Source organism: Rhodococcus shunpengi (assembly GCF_048381395.1).
GTDB lineage: Bacteria > Actinomycetota > Actinomycetes > Mycobacteriales > Mycobacteriaceae > Rhodococcus.
Genome location: NZ_JBLWIU010000031.1, coordinates 102,039 through 119,734, shown reverse-complemented (window position 1 = coordinate 119,734; position 17,696 = coordinate 102,039). Strand labels below are relative to the sequence as shown.

16 protein-coding genes are annotated in these 17,696 nt (G+C 67.0%); 7 read left to right on the top strand and 9 right to left on the bottom strand.

The window, feature by feature from the left end; all coding sequences use genetic code 11:
• Positions 1 to 235 precede the first annotated feature (235 nt).
• Genes ACNJ7K_RS18125 through ACNJ7K_RS18115 form a run of 3 tightly spaced genes read left to right on the top strand, consistent with a single transcriptional unit; the run spans position 236 to position 3,107 of the window.
• Positions 236 to 1,513, top strand: coding sequence for a TetR/AcrR family transcriptional regulator (locus ACNJ7K_RS18125; protein WP_159416902.1), 1,278 nt, complete (start codon positions 236 to 238; stop codon positions 1,511 to 1,513).
• Positions 1,510 to 2,634: an NAD(P)-dependent alcohol dehydrogenase gene (locus ACNJ7K_RS18120; protein ID WP_159416903.1), complete on the top strand. Its 1,125-nt coding sequence runs from the start codon at positions 1,510 to 1,512 to the stop codon at positions 2,632 to 2,634. Before ACNJ7K_RS18125 ends, ACNJ7K_RS18120 begins: the two co-directional genes overlap by 4 nt.
• Positions 2,631 to 3,107, top strand: coding sequence for a DUF4334 domain-containing protein (locus ACNJ7K_RS18115; RefSeq protein ID WP_120281186.1), 477 nt, complete (start codon positions 2,631 to 2,633; stop codon positions 3,105 to 3,107). Before ACNJ7K_RS18120 ends, ACNJ7K_RS18115 begins: the two co-directional genes overlap by 4 nt.
• Before the next feature lie 66 nt (positions 3,108 to 3,173).
• On the opposite strand, the gene ACNJ7K_RS18110 is transcribed toward ACNJ7K_RS18115, so the two are convergent.
• Both ACNJ7K_RS18110 and ACNJ7K_RS18105 read right to left on the bottom strand, forming a co-directional pair.
• Positions 3,174 to 4,031, bottom strand: a complete 858-nt coding sequence (locus ACNJ7K_RS18110; RefSeq protein ID WP_159416904.1) for an oxygenase MpaB family protein — start codon at positions 4,029 to 4,031, stop codon at positions 3,174 to 3,176.
• An 80-nt stretch (positions 4,032 to 4,111) separates the two neighbouring features.
• The gene (locus ACNJ7K_RS18105; protein ID WP_225623698.1) at positions 4,112 to 4,861 is read right to left on the bottom strand and encodes a GntR family transcriptional regulator; all 750 of its coding nucleotides are present in this window, start codon (positions 4,859 to 4,861) and stop codon (positions 4,112 to 4,114) included.
• A gap of 130 nt (positions 4,862 to 4,991) precedes the next feature.
• On the opposite strand from ACNJ7K_RS18105, the gene ACNJ7K_RS18100 reads away from it, so the two are divergent.
• Together ACNJ7K_RS18100 and ACNJ7K_RS18095 are read left to right on the top strand one after the other, a co-directional pair.
• On the top strand, positions 4,992 to 6,527 hold the full coding sequence (locus tag ACNJ7K_RS18100; protein ID WP_159416905.1) for an aldehyde dehydrogenase family protein: 1,536 nt from the start codon (positions 4,992 to 4,994) through the stop codon (positions 6,525 to 6,527).
• A 4-nt stretch (positions 6,528 to 6,531) separates the two neighbouring features.
• On the top strand, positions 6,532 to 7,497 hold the full coding sequence (locus ACNJ7K_RS18095; protein ID WP_159416906.1) for an oxygenase MpaB family protein: 966 nt from the start codon (positions 6,532 to 6,534) through the stop codon (positions 7,495 to 7,497).
• A gap of 97 nt (positions 7,498 to 7,594) precedes the next feature.
• Here ACNJ7K_RS18095 and ACNJ7K_RS18090 read toward each other — a convergent pair whose 3' ends face one another.
• From ACNJ7K_RS18090 to ACNJ7K_RS18070, 5 genes are all read right to left on the bottom strand, one after another.
• A complete protein-coding gene (locus ACNJ7K_RS18090; RefSeq protein ID WP_225623697.1) occupies positions 7,595 to 9,091 on the bottom strand; it encodes an MFS transporter in 1,497 nt (498 codons plus the stop codon).
• Between the two features lie 97 nt (positions 9,092 to 9,188).
• Positions 9,189 to 9,788 (bottom strand): TetR/AcrR family transcriptional regulator, encoded by a 600-nt coding sequence (locus ACNJ7K_RS18085; protein WP_060653917.1) that lies wholly within the window; start codon positions 9,786 to 9,788, stop codon positions 9,189 to 9,191.
• Positions 9,785 to 10,393, bottom strand: a complete 609-nt coding sequence (recR, locus tag ACNJ7K_RS18080; RefSeq protein ID WP_016693177.1) for a recombination mediator RecR — start codon at positions 10,391 to 10,393, stop codon at positions 9,785 to 9,787. Before recR ends, ACNJ7K_RS18085 begins: the two co-directional genes overlap by 4 nt.
• 9 nt (positions 10,394 to 10,402) lie before the next feature.
• Positions 10,403 to 10,726, bottom strand: coding sequence for a YbaB/EbfC family nucleoid-associated protein (locus ACNJ7K_RS18075; protein WP_019290262.1), 324 nt, complete (start codon positions 10,724 to 10,726; stop codon positions 10,403 to 10,405).
• A gap of 104 nt (positions 10,727 to 10,830) precedes the next feature.
• Positions 10,831 to 11,265 (bottom strand): SRPBCC family protein, encoded by a 435-nt coding sequence (locus ACNJ7K_RS18070; protein WP_120283886.1) that lies wholly within the window; start codon positions 11,263 to 11,265, stop codon positions 10,831 to 10,833.
• A 149-nt stretch (positions 11,266 to 11,414) separates the two neighbouring features.
• Between ACNJ7K_RS18070 and ACNJ7K_RS18065 the strand changes: the two genes are divergently transcribed.
• Complete coding sequence (locus ACNJ7K_RS18065) at positions 11,415 to 12,875, top strand: FAD-binding oxidoreductase (RefSeq protein ID WP_230792113.1); 1,461 nt, start codon at positions 11,415 to 11,417, stop codon at positions 12,873 to 12,875.
• Positions 12,872 to 14,179, top strand: coding sequence for a class I SAM-dependent methyltransferase (locus tag ACNJ7K_RS18060; protein ID WP_159416909.1), 1,308 nt, complete (start codon positions 12,872 to 12,874; stop codon positions 14,177 to 14,179). The genes ACNJ7K_RS18065 and ACNJ7K_RS18060 overlap by 4 nt, the downstream gene beginning before the upstream one ends.
• Before the next feature lie 85 nt (positions 14,180 to 14,264).
• Here ACNJ7K_RS18060 and ACNJ7K_RS18055 read toward each other — a convergent pair whose 3' ends face one another.
• Both ACNJ7K_RS18055 and ACNJ7K_RS18050 read right to left on the bottom strand, forming a co-directional pair.
• Positions 14,265 to 16,412: a 3-hydroxyacyl-CoA dehydrogenase NAD-binding domain-containing protein gene (locus ACNJ7K_RS18055; RefSeq protein WP_159416910.1), complete on the bottom strand. Its 2,148-nt coding sequence runs from the start codon at positions 16,410 to 16,412 to the stop codon at positions 14,265 to 14,267.
• A gap of 23 nt (positions 16,413 to 16,435) precedes the next feature.
• The gene (locus ACNJ7K_RS18050) at positions 16,436 to 17,650 is read right to left on the bottom strand and encodes an acetyl-CoA C-acetyltransferase (RefSeq protein ID WP_120281177.1); all 1,215 of its coding nucleotides are present in this window, start codon (positions 17,648 to 17,650) and stop codon (positions 16,436 to 16,438) included.
• Positions 17,651 to 17,696: the final 46 nt, after the last annotated feature.

The following is a 17,696-nucleotide window of genomic DNA, read 5'->3' as shown; positions in this document are numbered from 1 at the left end:
GAAAAGTGCCGCTGTCGTGACGGTTCCGTATGCGCCCAGCGGTGACGCAGCTGAAGAATTGGTGTTAACTTTGCGGTCTGGGTGCTGGTTTGTCAATACGTTCTGTCCTGCAGTTTTGGCGATTCTTACCCGAAAGTAGTGTTTCTTCGCAGGGGGTGCGACTGTTACCTTTGAGGCCGACGAACATTCACCGCGACATCGCGGCAGGAAACAGGATCCACGACGAGGAGGCAGGGTGCCCGAACAAGCGCAGGTCGGGGCACGCACAGCCGCGAAGACCGGCACCCCGACCCCCACCGTGCGGCGCCGGCCGAAGAACCGCAAGGCACAGATCGCCACGGTCGCGGCCGAGGCGTTCAGCGAACGCGGCTACCACGGCGTGAGCATCGACGAGATCGCCACTGCCGTCGGCATCTCCGGCCCCGCCCTGTACCGGCACTTCCCGAACAAGTACGCCCTGTTCCACCATGCCGTGGTCACCCTCGCCGACGCCCTCGGCTCCGCCCTCGCGGAGTTCGACGAACAGAGCGGAGCGAACGGCACCGGACTCGACGCCGCCGAGGAGCTCGAACGCAAACTCCTCGCGCTCATCCGCACCACGATCGAGAACCGCCGGACGGGCGGGTTGTACCGCTGGGAACGCCGCTACCTCACGGGTGAGGACCACAGTGAGATCCGCTCGAAGATGCGGGCACTCAACCGCCATCTCGCCCGCACGGTCGCGCGGCTGCGGCCCGATCTCACCGACGACGACTACGTGCTGCTCAGCAGCGCGATGCTCAGCGTCATCGGCTCCATCACCACTCACCGCGTCCCGCTGTCCAACCGGCGCCTGCAGCAGCTCCTGCTCGACGCGTGCACAGCGGTCGCAGCAACCGATCTGGTGCCCGACATCGACGAACCCGCACCGACTCCCGAGCCGGGTGGGCTGTCCGTGGCGAACAAGCGTGAGGTCCTCCTGCACGAGGCCGTGCTGCTCTTCGACGCCCGGGGCTATCACGAGGTGAGCATCGAGGAGATCGGTGCTGCGGCAGGTATCAACGCGTCCGGCGTCTACCGTCACTTCGCGAGCAAGGCCGATCTGCTCGCCGCCGCCTTCCACCGGGCCGGTGATCGCGTCGCGATGATCATCGGCGAAGCGCTCGCCGACTCGACGACCTCCGCGCAGGCCCTCGACGTCCTCACCGAGGCGTATGTCCGGATGTCGTTCGAGAACAGCGAACTGATGTCGGTGTACTTCGCCGAGGTCGGCAACCTGCCCGCGCATCATCGCAGCGACCTGCGGAACATCCAGCGGCTCAACATCGAGGAATGGGCCCGTCTGGTCGGGGAGCTCCGCCCCGAGCTGCCCGCCGTCGAATGCCGCTTCCTCGTGCACGCCGCGCTCAACCTCGTGCTCGACACCGGCAACCTCGTGCACTTCCTGCCCACCCCCTCCCGGCAGCGCAGGGTGCAGCAGCTGATGCTCTCGGTGCTGCTCGGCGACACCGGTTCGCCGGAGGCGGTGGGATGACCCGCACCGCGACCGCAGCGGTACTCCGCGAGTACGGTGCACCGCTGCGGCTCGAGACCGTGACCGTGCCCGAACTGCGCGACGAGGAAGTGCTCGTACAGATCCACGGGGTCGGGATCTGCCACACCGACCTCACCGCCGCCGCGGGCGGCGTTCCCGTCCCGACGCCCGTCGTACTGGGACACGAGGGTGCCGGAGTCGTCACCGAAGTGGGCTCGGCGGTCACCGCTCTCGCGGTCGGCGACCGAGTCGTCCTCGGATTCGACTCGTGCCGCACGTGCCGCAACTGCGCCCGGGGACGGCACGCCTACTGCACGCGATTCGCCCCGCTCAACTACAGCGGTGTGCGCACCGACGGCTCGGCCGTGCTCCGCGACGCCGACGGAGCACCGGTGCACGGCAACTGGTTCGGACAGTCGTCGTTCTCCTCGCTCGTCGTGGCCACCGAACGCAACGCCGTGCGTCTGCCGGCGGATGTTCCGGTGGCACTGGCGGGTCCGCTCGGGTGCGGCCTGGCGACCGGCGCCGGAACCGTTCTCGAGGTGTTGCGACCGGAACAGGGGTCGACGATCGTCGTCTTCGGTCTCGGCGCCGTCGGCACGGCCGCGGTGATGGCAGCGCGTATCGCCGGGTGCGAGAGCATCATCGGCGTCGACCCGAATCCGCGACGGCACGGCGTCGCGCGATCGCTCGGGGCCACCGAGGTCCTCTCCCCCGACGATCACGACGACCTCGGACGCCATCTGCGTCGTCTCACCGGCGGTGGTGCCGACTACGCGGTGGAGGCCGTGGGCACCGAATCCGTGATCCGGCAGGCACTGTCGTCTCTGACCAGTCCCGGTGTCTGCGCCACCCTCGGACTGCGTGCCGGCCGCAATCCCGTCTCGATCGACCAGACCCATCTGTTGTCCGGTCGCACGCTGACCGGAGTCATCGAGGGCGACGTCGATCCCCACCGGTTCCTTCCCGAGCTGGCCGCGCTGTGGCGCGACGGGCGTTTCCCCGTCGACGAACTCGTGCAGACCTTCGATTTCACGAAACTCGACGACGCTCTCGCCGCTGTCACCTCCGGCGAGGTCGTCAAAGCCGTACTCACCTTCGACATCCAGGGGAACACATGAACGTCGTCCAGCGACTCGAGGAACTGCGCGCCCGCACCGACCGGATCGATCCTCGCGAACTCGATGCCCTCTGGGAGCATCTCGCTCCGGCACGCATCGACGATCTCGTCGGATACCGGTGGAAGGGCTTCAGTTTCGACACCGGGCACCGCACCCATACGCTGCTCGGCACGTCGCGGTGGTACGGAAAGACGTTCGCGTCGGTGTCCGAGGTCCAGCCGCTCGTGTGCTACGGCGAGGACGGCGAGTTGTTCTCCGACACGAAGACCGGACGCGGCGAGGCGAGCCTGTGGGAGATCGTCTTCCGCGGTGAGGTGACGGCGACGATGGTCTACGACGGCATGCCGGTCTTCGACCACTTCAAGAAGGTCGACGACGACACCGTCGTCGGGGTGATGAACGGCAAGGGTTCGCTGGTGTTCGACGACGGCGAGCACTACTGGTTCGGTCTCGAACGCGACAGCGCCGTGTGATCGTCGGACGGGAAACGCCGAGTGGCCGGACGTACGTCCGGCCACTCGGCGTTCTCGCTGGAGAACTCAGATGACGTGTCCGTGCGCCTTCATCCGGCGGCGCATGTCGTTGAGGTAGTAGGTGGCCGACAGCTGGCGGATCGGCCTGGGCACCGCGCGGTAGATCGGCGGGACCACCTTCCAGAACAGGTCGAAGCGCCGCTGGTCGCGCGGGCTCCACGGCAGCGCGAATTCGTCGCGCATGCGTTGCGGGAGAAGGCCGATCGTCATAAAGCGCTGCAGCGGCATGAGGGCGCGAACGGGAAGCGGGGCGTCGCCGCCGGTGAGGAGATTGCGGGTGAAGGAACGCACCTTCCGGTCGACCTCGAAGGTCGCGATCATCTCGTCCCAGTACCTGTCGAATTCCTCCCGCGTCTTCGGCCACATGTCGTCCTTGACCTGCAGAGCCGTGCCGTAGACCGCGGACTGGCGGTAGATGCGTTCGATGTCGGCATCGGTGAGAGGCCCGAACATCCGCCGGTACATGTCGACACCGTTGCGGTACAGCGTTGCCGCGACCCACAACTGGAGTTCGGGATCGAAGGCGTTGTAGGTCTCCGAACGCACCGGGACGTGCGCCTTGTTGACCATCCGGACGATCTGCTTCTTCTCCTCGGGAGTACCGAGCGTGACCGCGTAGACGTAGGTCATCGTGGTGCGCAGCCGGTCGAGCGGCCGCTGCAGGGTGGAGCTGTGATCGGCGACGCCGTACCCGACACCGCGCGATGCCAGCTGCAGGAGGACCGTCGCACCGGCTCCGAGCAGAAGCATCGACTCACCGACGAAGTCGGCCAGTTCGACCGAGCCCGCCGGAAGCGGAGCGGGGATCGCCTCCGGTTCGTCGGTGGTGACGGCGGGGACGCGCTCTTCGGCGTGGGTCGTCATCGGAGGTCTCCTGATGGTGAAAGTACGGGTGCAGCACTGTCATACAAATTGTGCACACCCGTACTCAGATAGGCAAGTGCCTATCCGGAAGGCGAATCGACACCCGCTCGCTCACGGTGGGCGACCAGCCGCGCGGCCGCGTCCTCGAACTGCACCAGCGTCTGCGTGATCACTTCGCTGTGGTCCTGCGCAGCGATCGCCTCGATCAGCTTCGTGTGCGACCGGATGGCGAGCGTTCCCCACTCGGCGTCCCGCGCGTAGAGGCGGTACGGAATCGTGCGCGCGGCGGTGTTGAGGAACCACGCGAGCTTGGGGCTGTCGGCGATGCGGTTGAGCTCGCGATGGAAGTCGAACTCCGCGTCGGCGATCCGCTCGATGTCGGGTGTCACTCCCTCCGGAATGACGACGAGCATGCGCAGCCTCTCGTTGAGTTCGGCCAGACGCTCGAGGTCGGCCGGCGTGGCACGGTCGACCGCTCGGAGCGCGAGCTCGACGGCGATCTGTCCCTGCAGCCAGAAGATGTCGTCGATGTCGCCGCGCGTGAGAGGCGAGACCCGGTAGCCGCGGTTCGGGGCGGATTCGACCATCCCCTCCCCGCGCAGCGTCAGCAGCGCCTCCCGGACGGGGGTGACGCTGACGCCGAGTTCGACCGCGGTCTCGTCGAGCCGGATGAAGTCGCCCGGACGCAACGCGCCGGACATGATCGAACCGCGGAGGTGGCCGGCCACCTCGTCGGAAAGCTGCGGACGGCGCCGCACGGCCCCCTCCGAACGTCGGGATGCCGCAGCGTGATCCGCCGCTGTCCCGGGGCTACGTGTCGGTGCCGCCATCGTGTCTCCTGTAGGAATCCGGACAACTGCGCACGGGGGTTGTCCAATTGGCCCGCGAACGCCTAATGTGATGTCCACTACAGCTATCACATCAAATATATGTGATGTGGTCCACCAGGAAGTGTCGAACATGACCCAGAACCTCACCAGTCCGAAGAACGCGAAGAGCAGTTCGGACAAGGCATCCACGGCAGCGAACACCGACACCTTCGCCAGCCTCGACCCCCGGAACGGCGAGGTGATCGCCGAGTATCCGATCGCCGACGAGGCCGCCGTGGGCGCGGCCGTCGAGCGCGCCCGCGTCGCCGCTCGCTGGTGGGAGGCGCAGGGCTTCCGCGGCCGCCGCGACTGGCTCCTCGAGTTCAAGAAGGCCATCGCGTCCGACGCGACCTCGCTCGCATCGGTGGTGGCGAAGGAGACCGGCAAGCCCTTCGGCGACGCCTTCCTCGAAGTCATGCTGGCGGTCGAGCACCTCGATTGGGCGGCCAAGAACGCCAAGAAGGTGCTCAAGCCTCGCAAGGTGCCCTCGGGCGTCGCGAGCTTCAACCAGGCCGCGACCCTCGAGTACAAGCCCCTCGGTGTCATCGGCGTGATCGGCCCCTGGAACTACCCGGTGTACACCCCGATGGGTTCGATCGCCTACTCGCTGGCCGCCGGCAACGCCGTCGTCTTCAAGCCGAGCGAGCTCACTCCCGGTGTCGCGAAATGGCTCGAGGACAAGTGGAACTCGATCGCCCCCACCCAGCCGGTCTTCCAGGTGATCACCGGTCTCGGTGAGACGGGTTCGACGCTCGTGCGTTCGGGTGTCGACAAGGTCGCCTTCACCGGCTCCGGCCCCACCGCCCGCAAGGTCATGGCGGTGTGCGCCGAGTCGCTCACCCCGCTCGTCGCCGAATGCGGCGGCAAGGACGCGATGATCGTCGCGGCCGACGCGAACATCGACGAGGCCGTCGAGTTCGCCGCCTTCGGTGCGTTCGGTAACGCCGGCCAGACCTGCGCGGGTGTCGAGCGCATCTACGTCGAGGAGCCGGTCTACCGCGAGTTCCTCGACAAGCTCACCGCCACCGTCCGGCGCGCGAAGCCGGGCGGCGACGAGAACTCCACCTACGGCCCCATGACGCTTCCGCGCCAGGTCGACATCGTGCGCAGTCACATCGAGGACGCCCTGAAGTCCGGTGGCAAGGCCGTCCTCGGCGGGCTCGATTCGGTGCAGGAGCGCATCGTCGAGCCCGTCATTCTCACCGACGTGCCCGAGACCTCGGCCGCGGTGTGCGAGGAGACCTTCGGCCCGACGGTCGTCGTCAACAAGGTCCGCGATCTCGACGAGGCCGTCGAACGCGCGAACGGCACCGACTACGGTCTCGGGGCGTCGATCTTCACGCGCAACAAGAAGAAGGGCCGTCAGCTCGCCGAGCGCCTGCGCAACGGCATGGTGTCGGTCAACTCGGTGCTCGGCTTCGCCGCCATCGCCTCGTTGCCCTTCGGCGGCATCGGCGAGTCCGGCTTCGGCCGCATCCACGGCGCCGACGGCCTGCGCGAGTTCAGCCGTCCCAAGTCCGTCACGGTGGCGAAGTTCCGCTCGCCGCTCAAGCTCATGAGCCTCGAGCGTCCGGAGCGCGACCTGAAGATCTCGCAGGCGATGCTCGAGTTCATGCACGGAAGGTGAGCCGATGACGACCACTCCCCCGCGTACCCGCAGCCGGAAGGCCGCCGTCGTCGCGAAGCCCGAGGCACGTATCGAGAAGGCCGGTACGTTCCCACCCCCGAACAGGGACCCGCACCCGAAGCGTGGCCGGATGGGCTGGGTCAAGGTGATCGAGGAGCTCGACCCGGTCACGCAGCACCAGGACATCGTGCGGATCACCGCCGGTTACGAGTTCCCGTGGGACTACCAGCGGTCGCTCGAGTTCGCCCTCTTCCGCACCTACTGCGTGCCCAGCATCTCGGAGCTGCTCGCCCGCACCGGCGAGTTCGAGAAGCGGCCGCAGAAGCGGTACGACGACACGGCGCTGCTGATGGCCGAGCTGGTCGAGCACGGCTACGACGCCGAGCGGGGACGCGAGTCGCTGCGCAACATCAACCGGATGCACGGCAAGTACTCGATCGACAACGACGACATGCTGTACGTCCTGTCGACCTTCGTGTACGACCCGCTCGACTGGATCGACCGCTACGGGTGGCGTCGCCTGCACCCGAAGGAGCGCCTGGCGTCGTTCTACTTCTACCGCCAGGTGGGCATCCGGATGGGCATCAAGGACATCCCGGAGTCGTTCCAGGAGTTCCACCGGTTCAAGCTCGAATACGAGCGCGAGAAGTTCACCTACAGCGACGACAACCACGCCATCGGCACCTACACGCTGCGACTGTTCCAGTCGTGGTACCCGAAGGTGCTGAACAAGGGCATCGAGAAGGTCGTCTTCGCGCTGATCGACGACCGCATGGCGTCGGCGTTCGGTTTCCCGAAGAGCTCACCGCAGCTGACGGAGATCGTCGAGGGCGCGCTGCGGGCACGGTCGGCGTTCGTGCGGCGACTGCCGAAGAGACGCGTGTCGCTGTCGGCGGGCAACGCCACCAACCGGACGTATCCGGGTTACCCCCTCGGTTACCGTCCGAGCGATCTGGGCGTCGAACACTGACGCACCGACAGGCCTGGGGGACAGGAGGGCGGCCCCGCATTCCGGTTTCATCACCGGGGTGCGGGGCCGTAACTGTTCCGGCAGGAGCGGGCCGGGCTCAGTTCCCGACCGGCCGCAGGGCCTGCTTCGACGGGAGCGCGAAGCCCGAGACGAAGACGACCACGGCGCAGCCGGCGCACACGAGATAGGCGATCACGAAGCCCGCCGTGCCGATGCCGAGCCCGCCTGCGAGGGTGTGGGCCGCGAGCACCGAGGCGACGACAGCGCTGCAGACGGTGCTGCCCACGGTGCGGAGCAGAACGTTGACGCCGTTCGCCGCGGCGTTCTGCGACAGCGGCACCGCGCCGAGCAGGAGCACCGGCAGCGTGCAGTACACGAGCGACGTGCCGATGGCCGCGACGAAGATGGCGGCGACCACGAGCCCCAGCGGTTTTCCGGGCACCGCGTGGACGCTGTAACCGGCGAGCAGGAAGACCGCGCCGGTCATGATCGTGATCTTGGGTCCGAAACGCTCGGTAATCCGGGAGGCCACGATCGCGAAGATCATCATCGCGAAGCTCGCGGCGAGCTGACAGGCCGCGGCCTGGAGGATGGTCAGGTCGTATCCGGCTCCGTGCTCGGACGACGCCTGCAGAAGCTGCGTGGTGATGAGGGTGTTGCCGTAGAAGGCGAACCCGACGAGCAGTGCCGACAGGTGCGGCGCGAGGACGGAACGGTGGGCCGAGACACGCAGGTCGACGAGCGGGTTGCGGTTGCGCAGCTGCTGCACGCCCCAAAGCACGAACAGCAGCACCGACGCTGCGAACGAGAGCAGCACCGCGGGGCTCGTCCAGCCCCACGTGCTGCCCTGGGTGATGGGCACGAGCAGGCACACCAGGGCGGCGGACAGGCCGGCGGCGCCCACGGCGTCGAAGCGACCGCCGGTGCGGGTGTCCGATTCCGGGATGACGATCCACGCCGCGAGGGCGACACCGGCGCCGATGGCGGCGGTGATCCAGAAGAGCAGGTGCCAGTCGGCGAACTGGACGATGGCGGCCGCGAACGGGATGCCGACCGCGGTGCCGATGCCGAGGGTGGAGCTGAGCATCGCGATCGAGCGCTCCACGTGCTCACGGGGCAGGACCTCGCGGAGGATCGCCATGCCGATCGGCAGCACCGCCGCGCCGGCGCCCTGCAGGCCACGGGCGACGATGAGCAGTCCGATGTCCGAGGTCAGCGCGCAGATCAGCGAGCCGAGGGTCATGAGCGAGAACGCGATGAGGAGCATCCGCTTCTTGCCGATCATGTCGGCGAGACGGCCGAAGATGGGCGTCATCACCGCACCGACCAGCAGGGTGCTCGTCACCAGCCACGACACGGCGGTGGGTCCGGCGCCGGTGAAGCCCGGCATGCTCGGCAGGAGCGGGACCATGACGGTCTGCATGATGGCCTGGAAGACGGCACCGACCGCGAGAACCGGGAAGACGAGATGCCGCAGGTTACGCGTCTTCTTCTCCGCCGGTCCGCTCGCCTTCTTCGTTCCGGACGCCGAGCGCGTCGGCGCGGAGGCGGACCTACCCGCCACGTGCAGGCGTAGGGGGAGCGAGATCGACATCGACACCCCCTCCTCGACAAACAGGTAAATAGCCGTTCACCACATTAGGTGAACGGCTATTTACCCTCAAGAGGAGTGACCAAGGTCATTCGTGCTGCTAAGAACCGTCTCCGTCGAGCAACCGCTGGACCAGCGGCGCGTACATGGCCACGACTTCCTCGACCGTGCCGGTCGCGCGCTCCTGCATCATGCGGCGCCGCATGATCGCCAACCCCATCACCGCCGACATCGCCAGCTCGGCCCGGAGACGGGCATCCGGCCCCGGTAGCCGCGCGGCGAGCGCGTCGACCATCTGCGCGGAGTAGTTGTCGCGGAGCATGCGGTTGCTCTCCTCGCTGCCCCCGCTCATGAACAGGATGTTCATCGACAACGGCTTGTAGGGCTCGAGCGGGCGGGCGAGCATCGCGACCATCCGCTCCCCCAGGCTCTCGAGCGGTCCGTCGAACAGCACCTGCGCGCCGTACTGGAAGTCGACGAGCTCCTCGTACAACTGCTCCTTCGAGCCGAAGTACTTGATGATCAGCGGTGCGCTGACTCCCGCTTCCTCCGCGATGTCCTTGAGCGTGATGTCGCGGTAGGGGCGCGTCGCGAACGCCTTCCCCGCAGCGTCGATGATCAACTTCCTGGTCTCGTCGGAAGTCCGGCGACGCTTCTCCGGCTCACCCCGGTGCGATGCCTCCGTGCTGCGCACGGTCACATCGCCCGCCTCCCCGACAACGCCCGTCCGAGCGTCAGCTCGTCGGCGAACTCGAGATCGCCACCCATCGGCAGACCCGAGGCCAGACGGGTGACGCTCAGCCCCGGGAAGTCGCGCAGCATGCGCACCAGATAGGTGGCCGTCGCCTCGCCCTCCGTGTTGGGGTCGGTCGCGATGATCACCTCGGAGACGTCGACGCCGTCCTCCTGATTGCCGATGCGGGTGAGCAGTTCGCGGATGTGCAGCTGGTCGGGGCCGACGCCGTTGAGCGGGTCGAGCGCACCACCGAGGACGTGATAGCGCCCCCGGAACTCACGGGTGCGTTCGATCGCCTGCACGTCCTTCGGTTCCTCGACCACGCAGATCACTGTGCGGTCGCGGCGAGGATCGGAGCAGATGCGGCAACGCTGCTGGTCGGAGACCGTTCCGCAGACCTCGCAGAACTGCACGCCGTCGCGGATCCGCTGCAGCGCCGCCTGCAGGCGGTCGATCTCGGGCGGCTCGACCGAGAGCAGGTGGAACGCGATGCGCTGGGCACTCTTCGGGCCGACGCCCGGAAGTTTGCCCAGCTCGTCGATGAGGTCCTGTACCGGTCCTTCGTACAACGCCGACCTCTAGAAACCGGGCAGGCCGGGGATTCCGCCGCCGAGCCCACCCGCGAGCGGACCGAGCTTCTCGGCCGCGATCTCCTGAGCCTTCGCCGAGGCGTCGGCGATCGCACCGACCACGAGATCCTGCAGGGTCTCGACGTCCTCGGGGTCGACGACCTTCGGATCGATCTTCACGGACACGACCTCGCCCGTGCCCTTCACCGTCGCCGTCACGAGGCCACCGCCGGCCTGGCCGGTGACCTCTGCCTGCGCCATCTCGTTCTGCGCAGCGACGAGCTGCTGCTGCATCTGCTGGGCCTGAGCGAGGAGTTGCTGCATGTCGGGCATTCCACCACCGGGTTGCACGGCACGTCCTTTCTGCACGTTTGTGATGCCAGCCTAGTCGCCGCGCATCGGGGTCGGCACAGACGCCGAGGTCGACGGAACCGGGCTCAGTCGACTTCCTTCTTCAGGTTCTCGAGCACCTGCTGCTGGATCTTCTTCAGGCCGAGCGGCGCGAACGTCTTCTCGAAGAAACCCTTGACGCCACCGGCGCCCTGCCACTGCGTGAGCACCACGACCGTCGAACCCGTCCCGTTCGGCACGACGCTGTAGGTCGTCACGAGCGAGGAGTTGGCATCCGTCTCCGTGACGGTACTGCCCTTCACCGACACGGTGGCCTGCACGTCGCGCTGACGCTTCTCCGTGGCCTGGAGGATCCAGTGCACGACGGTGCCGTCGCCGCGGCCGCCGGAGATCACGCGGTAGTCGCGGTAGTGCTCGGTGAGGATGCGCGGGCGCACGGTCTCGTAGTCGGCCAGGGCGGTGAGCACCGCCTCGGGAGCTGCCGCCAACTGGATCGAACTGCTTGCGCTGACCTGTGCCATGAACGACTCCTTCTGCTTCTTCCCTGCTGATGCGGGCTCGAATGTGCCTGTGACGACAGCATCCATCCTGCCCTGCGCGTTCCGGGACGGATGCGACCGCCGGGTCTATTGTGGACGTGCCTACTGATGCGCCGCTCCGAAGGAGTCGAATGCAGATGCCGAGATCGTCAGGTGTGAAGGTCCCGTACGGGGAGGCGGTACACCGCCAGGGTGTAGATCGCCTGCTGCGCTCGTACAGCGCGATTCCGGCCGACGCGCCCGTGCGACTCGCGAAGAAGACGTCGAACCTCTTCCGAGCCCGCGCCGCGGTGAACGCGCCGGGGCTCGACGTCTCCGGTCTCGGCGGTGTCATCTCCGTCGACCCGCAGGCCCGCACCGCCGACGTCGCCGGCATGTGCACCTACGAGGACCTCGTCGACGCGACCCTGCCCTACGGCCTCGCACCGTTGGTCGTCCCGCAGCTGAAGACGATCACACTCGGCGGTGCCGTCACCGGGCTCGGCATCGAGTCCACGTCCTTCCGCAACGGTCTCCCCCACGAGTCGGTGCTCGAGATGGACATCCTCACCGGGTCCGGCGAGATCGTCACGGCCCGTCCCGAGGGTGAGCACGCCGACCTGTTCCACGGCTTCCCCAACTCGTACGGTTCGCTCGGGTACGCCACGCGCCTGCGCATCGAACTCGAACCGGTGAAGCGTTTCGTCGCGCTGCGTCACCTGCGTTTCGACACGATCGCCGATCTGCAGTCCGCTCTCGCGCGGATCGTCGACGAGCGGACCTGGGACGGCACGCCGGTCGACTACCTCGACGGCGTCGTCTTCTCCGCGACCGAGAGCTACCTGACGCTCGGCACGCAGACCGACGAGCCGGGCCCTGTCAGCGATTACACCGGGCAGGACATCTACTACCGGTCGATCCAGCACGTCTCCGTCAACCGCCCCAAGAAGGATCGGCTCACGATCCGCGACTATCTGTGGCGGTGGGACACCGACTGGTTCTGGTGCTCACGAGCTTTCGGTGCCCAGAACCCGAAGATCCGCCGGCTGTGGCCGAGGCAGTTGCTGCGCAGCAGTTTCTACTGGAAGCTCATCGCGCTCGACCACAAGTACTCGGTGGCCGACCGGATCGAGGCACGCAAGGGCAATCCGCCCCGCGAACGCGTCGTGCAGGACATCGAGGTCCCGCTCGAACGCACGCAGGAGTTCGTCGAGTGGTTCCTCGACGAGATTCCCATCGAGCCGATCTGGTTGTGCCCCTTGAAATTGCGCGACATCGAGTCGTCCCCGGACGCCGGTCGTCCGAGCACCTCGGACGCCCAGCGTCCCTGGCCGCTGTACCCGCTCGAGCCGAAGCGCGCCTATGTGAACGTCGGGTTCTGGTCGTCCGTTCCCATCGTGCCCGGCGCCGAGGAGGGCGCCGCCAACCGGTTGATCGAGAAGAAGGTCGCCGAACTCGACGGGCACAAATCGCTCTACTCGGACTCCTACTACTCGAAGGACGAGTTCGAGAAACTTTATTACGGCGGTGGTGAATACCCCGCTCTCAAGCGGAAATACGACCCTCGGTCCCGTCTACTGGACCTCTTTTCGAAGGCGGTGCAACGAAAGTGACCATATTCAAGACCGAGAACGATCGGTCCACCGAGGACAAGCTCGCACTCGCCCGGATCGTGGAGATCGTGACCGGCGGCGACATGCCGCTGCGCTTCACGGCCTACGACGGATCGGCGGCCGGTCCCGAGGATTCCCCCTACGGTCTGCATCTCGCATCGCCCAAGGGCGCGACGTACATCGCCACGGCCCCCGGCGATCTGGGCATGGCGCGGGCGTACATCTCGGGCGATCTCCAGGCGAAGGGAGTGCATCCCGGCAACCCCTACGAGTTGCTCGCCTCGCTCGGCGACCTGCACTTCGAGCGCCCCCCGGCACGTATCCTCGCGCAGATCGCCCGGTCGCTCGGCACCGAACTGCTCAAGCCGATCGCACCGCCGCCGCAGGAGCACCTGCCGCGCTGGCGCCGCATCGCCGAGGGCCTGCGGCACTCGAAGTCGCGCGACGCCGAGGTCATCCATCACCACTACGACGTGTCCAACGAGTTCTACGAGTACGTCCTCGGGCCCTCGATGACGTACACCTGCGCCGTCTTCGAATCCGAGAATCAGAGCCTCGAGGAGGCCCAGGAGAACAAGTACCGTCTGGTCTTCGAGAAGCTGCGGCTGAAGCCGGGCGACCGCCTGCTCGACATCGGTTGCGGCTGGGGCGGAATGGTGCGTTACGCCGCTCGGCGCGGTGTGAAGACCCTCGGCGTGACGCTCTCCAAGGAGCAGGCCGAGTGGGCACAGAGGGCCATCGTCGAGGAGGGCCTGAGCGACCTGGCGGAGGTCCGGCACTCCGACTACCGCGACGTGCCCGAGGAAGGATTCGACGCCATCTCGTCGATCGGCCTGACCGAGCACATCGGTGTCGCCAACTACCCGGCCTACTTCCGGTTCCTCCACAGCAAGCTGCGGGTGGGCGGTCTGCTGCTCAACCACTGCATCACCCGGCCGACCAACAACACCCGCGCCAAGGCCGGCGGGTTCATCGACCGGTACGTCTTCCCCGACGGGGAGCTCACCGGTTCGGGGCGCATCATCACCGAGGCGCAGAACGTCGGCTTCGAGGTGATGCACGAGGAGAACCTGCGCGAGCACTACGCCCTGACACTGAAGGGCTGGTGCGAGTATCTCGAGAAGCACTGGGAGGCCTGCGTCGCCGAGGTCGGTGAGGGCACGGCCCGCCTGTGGGGCCTGTACATGGCCGGCTCGCGCCTCGGCTTCGAACGCAACGTGGTGCAGCTGCACCAGGTGCTCGCGGTCAAGCTCGGCGACGACAAGAGGCCGCAGACGCCGCTGCGCCCCTGGTGGGTCGCCTAGTCACCTACGAGCCTGGTCACCTACGAACGGGAAGGGCTCCCGACGCCGTGGCGTCGGGAGCCCTTCCGTGCAACCGTCGTGTGCGTCAGCTGCGCAGCGACGCCGGCGGGTTGAAGCGCTCGCCGTACTTGGCGGCGAGTTCCTCGGCGCGCTTGACGAAGCCTTCCTTGCCACCCGGGTAGCCGACGATGTACTGAGCGACACCACCGGTCCAGGCCGGGAAGCCGATGCCGAGGATCGAGCCGATGTTGGCGTCGGCGGTGGTCTCGAGAACACCCTCGTCGAAGCACTTCTGGGTCTCGATCGCCTCGGCGAAGAGCATGCGGTCGATCAGATCCTGCAGCGGCACATCGAGCGTCGCCTCGGTCTTGTAGTGATCGCGCACGCCCTGCCAGATGCCCAGGCGCTTGCCGTTCTCGTCGTACTCGTAGAAACCGGCCTTCTCGAGGCGGCCCGGACGGCCCTGCTCGATCATCCAGTCGACGACGTCGAGTGCGGGATGCCGCGTGGTGCCGAGCTTGGTGTCGCCCTGCTTGGCGGCCTCCTCGGTCTCCTTCGCGATCTTCTGCATGAGCTTCATGTTCAGCTCGTCGGTCAGCTGCAGCGGCGGAGCCGGGTAGCCCGCCTGCGAACCGGCCTGCTCGATGGTCGCGGGCTCGATGCCCTCGCCGAGCATGGCGATGGCCTCGTTGACGAACGTGCCGATCACGCGCGAGGTGAAGAAGCCGCGACTGTCGTTGACGACGATCGGGGTCTTGCGGATCGCGAGCGTGTAGTCGAACACGCGGGCCAGAGCCTCGTCGGAGGTCTTCTCACCCTTGATGATCTCGACCAGCGGCATCTTGTCGACCGGCGAGAAGAAGTGGATACCGATGAAGTCCTCGGGACGCTTGACGCCGGTCGCGAGACCGGTGATGGGCAGCGTCGAGGTGTTCGAACCGAGCAGCGCGTCGGGATCGACGATGTCCTCGATCTCCTGGAACACCTTGTGCTTGAGCTCGGTGTTCTCGAAGACTGCCTCGATGACGAAGTCGACGCCCGCGAAGTCGGCGGCGTCGGCCGTCGGCTTGATGCGGTCGAGCAGAGCCTTCGACTTCTCCTCGGTGGTCTTGCCACGCGAGAGGGCCTTGGCCTCGATCTTCTCCGAGTAGTTCTTGCCACGCTCGGCGGCCTCGAGGGTGACGTCCTTGAGGACGACCTCGAAACCGGCCTTGGCGGAGACGTACGCGATGCCCGCGCCCATCATGCCGGCGCCGAGAACGCCGACCTTCTTGATCTCACGCTTCGGCACGTCCTTCGGACGCGAAGCGCCCGAGTTGATGGACTGCATGTCGAAGAAGAACGCCTGGATCATGTTCTTCGCGACCTGGCCGGTGGCGAGCTCGACGAAGTACCGCGACTCGATGGTCGAGGCGTTGTCGAAGTCGACCTGGGAGCCCTCGACGGCGGCGGCCATGATGGCGCGCGGAGCCGGCATCGGGGCGCCCTTGATCTGCTTGCGCAGGTTCGCGGGGAAGGCCGGGAGGTTCGCGGCGAAGGCCGGGCTGGACGGGGTGCCACCGGGGATCTTGTAGCCCTTGACATCCCACGGCTGGACGCCGCCCTCGGGGTTGGCCTTGATCCATTCCTTGGCGGCCGGGACGAGCTCCTCGACGCTGCCCACGACGTCGTGGACCAGGCCGATCTCCTTGGCCTTGACAGCGTTGTACTTGTTGCCCTGCAGCAGAACCGAGAGCAGAGCGGTCTGGATGCCGAGCAGGCGCACGGTGCGGGTGATACCACCGCCACCGGGGAGCAGGCCGAGGCTGGCCTCGGGCAAACCGATCTGGACGCCCTTGACGTCGGCGGCGATGCGGTGGTGCGTCGCGAGAGCGATCTCGAGACCGCCACCGAGAGCCGCGCCGTTGATGGCGGCGACGACGGGCTTACCGAGGGTCTCGAGGCGACGCAGGTCGGCCTTGATGCCCTGGACCTCGTCGAACGCGGCCTGCGCGTCGTCGGGGCCGATCGCGATGATGTTGCGCAGGTCGCCGCCGGCGAAGAAGGTCTTCTTCGCGGAGGTGATCACCACACCGGTGATGGAGTCCTGCTCCTCGTACAGGCGGTCGACGGTGGCCTTCATCGACGCCTTGTACAGCTCGTTCATCGTGTTGGCGCCCTGGTTGGGGTCGTCGAGGGTCAGCACGACGATGCCGTCGGCGTCCTTCTCCCAGGAAATCATGTTGTCGCTCACTGTTGTTCGAATTCCTTCCGGTGTCAGACGCGCTCGATGATGGTGGCCACACCCATGCCGCCACCGATGCACAGGGTGACGAGGGCGCGCTTGGCTCCGCGGCGCTCGAGCTCGTCGATCATGGTGCCGGTGATCATGGCGCCGGTGGCGCCGAGCGGGTGGCCCATCGCGATGGCGCCGCCGTTGACGTTGAGCTTCTCGTCCGGGATGTTCAGGTCCTTCTGGAACTTCAGGACAACGGAGGCGAAGGCCTCGTTGATCTCGAACAGGTCGATGTCGTCGACCGTCAGGCCCGCCGCGGCGAGAACCTTGTGCGCGGCCGGCGTGGGGCCGGTGAGCATGATCGTCGAGTCGGCACCGGAGGTGGCCGTGGCGACGACGCGGGCACGCGGGGTCAGACCGAGGTCCTTGCCGGCCTGCTCGGAACCGACGAGCACGAGTGCCGCGCCGTCGACGATGCCCGAGCTGTTGCCGCCGTGGTGGACGTGGTCGATCTTCTCGACGAAGTGGTACTTCTGCTGCGCCACGGCGTCGAAACCGCCCATCTCACCGATGGTCGCGAACGACGGCTGCAGCTTGGCCAGACCCTCGAGGGTGGTGTCGGGGCGCATGTGCTCGTCGTGATCGAGGATGGTCAGACCGTTCTGGTCCTTGACCGGGACGACCGACTTGGAGAAGTAACCGCCGGACCAGGCTGCCGCCGCGAGCTGCTGCGAACGCAGTGCGTAGGCGTCGACGTCCTCGCGGGTGAAGCCCTCGATGGTCGCGATGAGGTCGGCGGAGATGCCCTGGGGAACGAGGTAGCTGTCGTAGTTGGTGGCGGGATCGAGCATCCACGCGCCACCGTCGGAGCCCATGGGCACGCGGGACATCGACTCGACGCCACCGGCGAGGACGAGCTCGTCCCAGCCCGAGCGGACCTTCTGCGCAGCCATGTTGACGGCCTCGAGGCCCGACGCGCAGAAGCGGTTGATCTGGACGCCGCCGGTGGTGACCGGCAGGTTCGCGATGGTGACCGCGGTGCGGGCGATGTCGGCACCCTGGTCGCCGACGGGGCCGACGACACCGAGGATCAGGTCGGAGATGCGGTTCTCGTCGAGGTCGGGGAAGCGAACACGCAGCTCGTCGATCAGGCCCGTAACCAGGGAGATCGGCTTGACGGAGTGCAGCGACCCCGTCTTCTTGCCTCGGCCGCGTGGTGTTCGGATGGCTTCATAGATGAATGCCTCGGTGGTCACAGTGCGCAGGTTCCTTCCCGTGCTTGCGGAGCGATGGCACCCACGG